A 413-nucleotide genomic window follows, 5' to 3' on the forward strand; every position below is an offset into this window, starting at 1 on the left:
GTCGTTTCTGACGAAACGCTCGATAAAGCCAGACTGAAAGCCTACATGAAAGAACATCTGCCGGATTATATGATTCCTTCTTACTTGATGGAGATTGACACCATTCCATTGACTAACAATGGAAAAGTAAATCGCAGTGCCTTGCCGACACCAGATGTCAATGGATTAATATCGGGCGATTATGAGGCGCCGCAAACAGTTTTGCAGGAAACACTGGTGACCATTTGGCGGGAAGTACTCGGAGTGGAGAATATCGGTATACATGACAATTTCTTTGACCTCGGAGGTCATTCATTAAAAGCAACGGTCGTCATGAGTGACATTCGCAGGCATCTACAGATTGAAGTTCCTTTGAAGGAAATCTTTACAAGGCCAACCATCTTCGAGTTAAGCGGCTATATTGAACAGAGCGC

1 protein-coding gene is annotated in these 413 nt (G+C 44.3%); it reads left to right on the plus strand.

Going from position 1 to position 413, the window contains the following annotated elements:
• Positions 1–45: 45 nt before the first annotated feature.
• Positions 46–413 (plus strand): phosphopantetheine-binding protein (locus SB659_RS19100; protein WP_410551524.1); only part of this gene is annotated, 368 nt, incomplete at its 3' end.

The organism is Arthrobacter sp. SIMBA_036 (genome assembly GCF_046535135.1).
Classification (GTDB): domain Bacteria; phylum Actinomycetota; class Actinomycetes; order Actinomycetales; family Micrococcaceae; genus Arthrobacter.